The sequence below is a fragment of the Amycolatopsis coloradensis genome (assembly GCF_001953865.1).
In the GTDB taxonomy this organism is placed as follows: domain Bacteria; phylum Actinomycetota; class Actinomycetes; order Mycobacteriales; family Pseudonocardiaceae; genus Amycolatopsis; species Amycolatopsis coloradensis.
The window spans coordinates 1-1100 of sequence record NZ_MQUQ01000051.1; the positions used below are offsets into that span (position 1 = coordinate 1).

At 72.3% G+C, this 1100-nt stretch carries 1 protein-coding gene and 1 pseudogene; both read left to right on the forward strand.

The genetic code is table 11. The annotated features are described in order from the left end of the window. Positions 1 to 33: 33 nt before the first annotated feature. Positions 34 to 273: pseudogene (locus tag BS329_RS45090) on the forward strand (DNA cytosine methyltransferase); the annotation flags it as partial. Positions 274 to 346: 73 nt separating this feature from the next. Continuing rightward, positions 347 to 829 carry a hypothetical protein gene (locus tag BS329_RS45095; RefSeq protein WP_244197509.1) on the forward strand — a complete coding sequence of 161 codons (483 nt, stop codon included), beginning with the start codon at positions 347 to 349 and terminating at the stop codon, positions 827 to 829. Positions 830 to 1100 lie beyond the last annotated feature (271 nt).

Genomic DNA, 1100 nt, shown 5'->3' on the forward strand with positions numbered 1-1100 from the left:
GCTGTCGACTTCACCTCCGTCGCACCGGTCGAGGTGCTCACGGCGGGCTTCCCCTGTCAGGACATCTCCGCCGCCGGTCGGCGCGCGGGCATCGAGAAAGGCGCTCGCAGTGGACTGTGGCACACCATCCTGGACGCCATTCGCGTACTACGACCCCGTCTCGTCGTCGTGGAGAACGTCGCCGCCCTCCGCTGGAGAAACGGCGGCCTCGACCGTGTACTCGCGGGGCTGGCCGAAGCGGGGTATGACGCGGTCTGGCGTTGCGTACGAGCCGCCGACATCGGAGCCGCCCACCGCCGCGAACGCGTGTTCCTGTGTGCCGTCCTCGCCCCGGGACGGAATGCGGATGATGCCGACCCCCCAAGCCCGCGACGGCGAACCCCGCGGCCCCGTCGACCCGGCACGGCGGCGCGCGGGCGGACACCAGGTCAACCTCAACGACGCGGTCGACTCAGTTGTCAAGCTGGCGCAGCTCCTGCCGACTCCGACGGCGGCGGACTCGCGGTCGTCGGCGATCCAGACCGTGCGGAAGCCGGGCCGCCCGATCCCGGCCGGGTGCGTGACGCTGACCGACTCGGTGCGGCTGCTGCCGACCCCGACCGCCTCGGACGCGAAGAACTGCACCCACGACACGCACGACGGCGGGCCGTCTCTACCCGACCGCGCCCGCGCCCTGACCACACCGACGCCACCGCCGGACGGACCGGGCTGCGCCGCGGCCCACAGCGGAGTGCTCGATAGTTGCCTTTCCCCCGGTGCGTGGGGCACTGCCGCCGACACCCGACCGCGCACGGCGGTTCGTCCACCGACATCTCCGCCACACCGATGACAAGGGAGGCCCAGCCCTCATGGACACACCGCGACTTCTGCCGACCCCGCGAGCGACCGACGGCACCAAAGGCTGCCCCGCGCAGCGCGGCTCGAAGGGCGATCTGATGCTGCCCTCGGTCGTCATCGCCGTCACCACACCCGCACCGACGTCCCGAGCCCGGAAGGAGATGAAGGACCGTGACAACCGACCGCGCACCTCGCGCCCGCCGCACAGCACGCGGTGAACCCAGGCCGGTCGACTGGGGCGAGTACGCCGCCGCCGTGCACCG

What these genes read in the sequence shown, in the direction of transcription:
- BS329_RS45095 (WP_244197509.1), top strand. Translation starts at nt 347, where the DNA reads ATGATGCCGACCCCCCAAGCCCGCGACGGCGAACCCCGCGGCCCCGTC.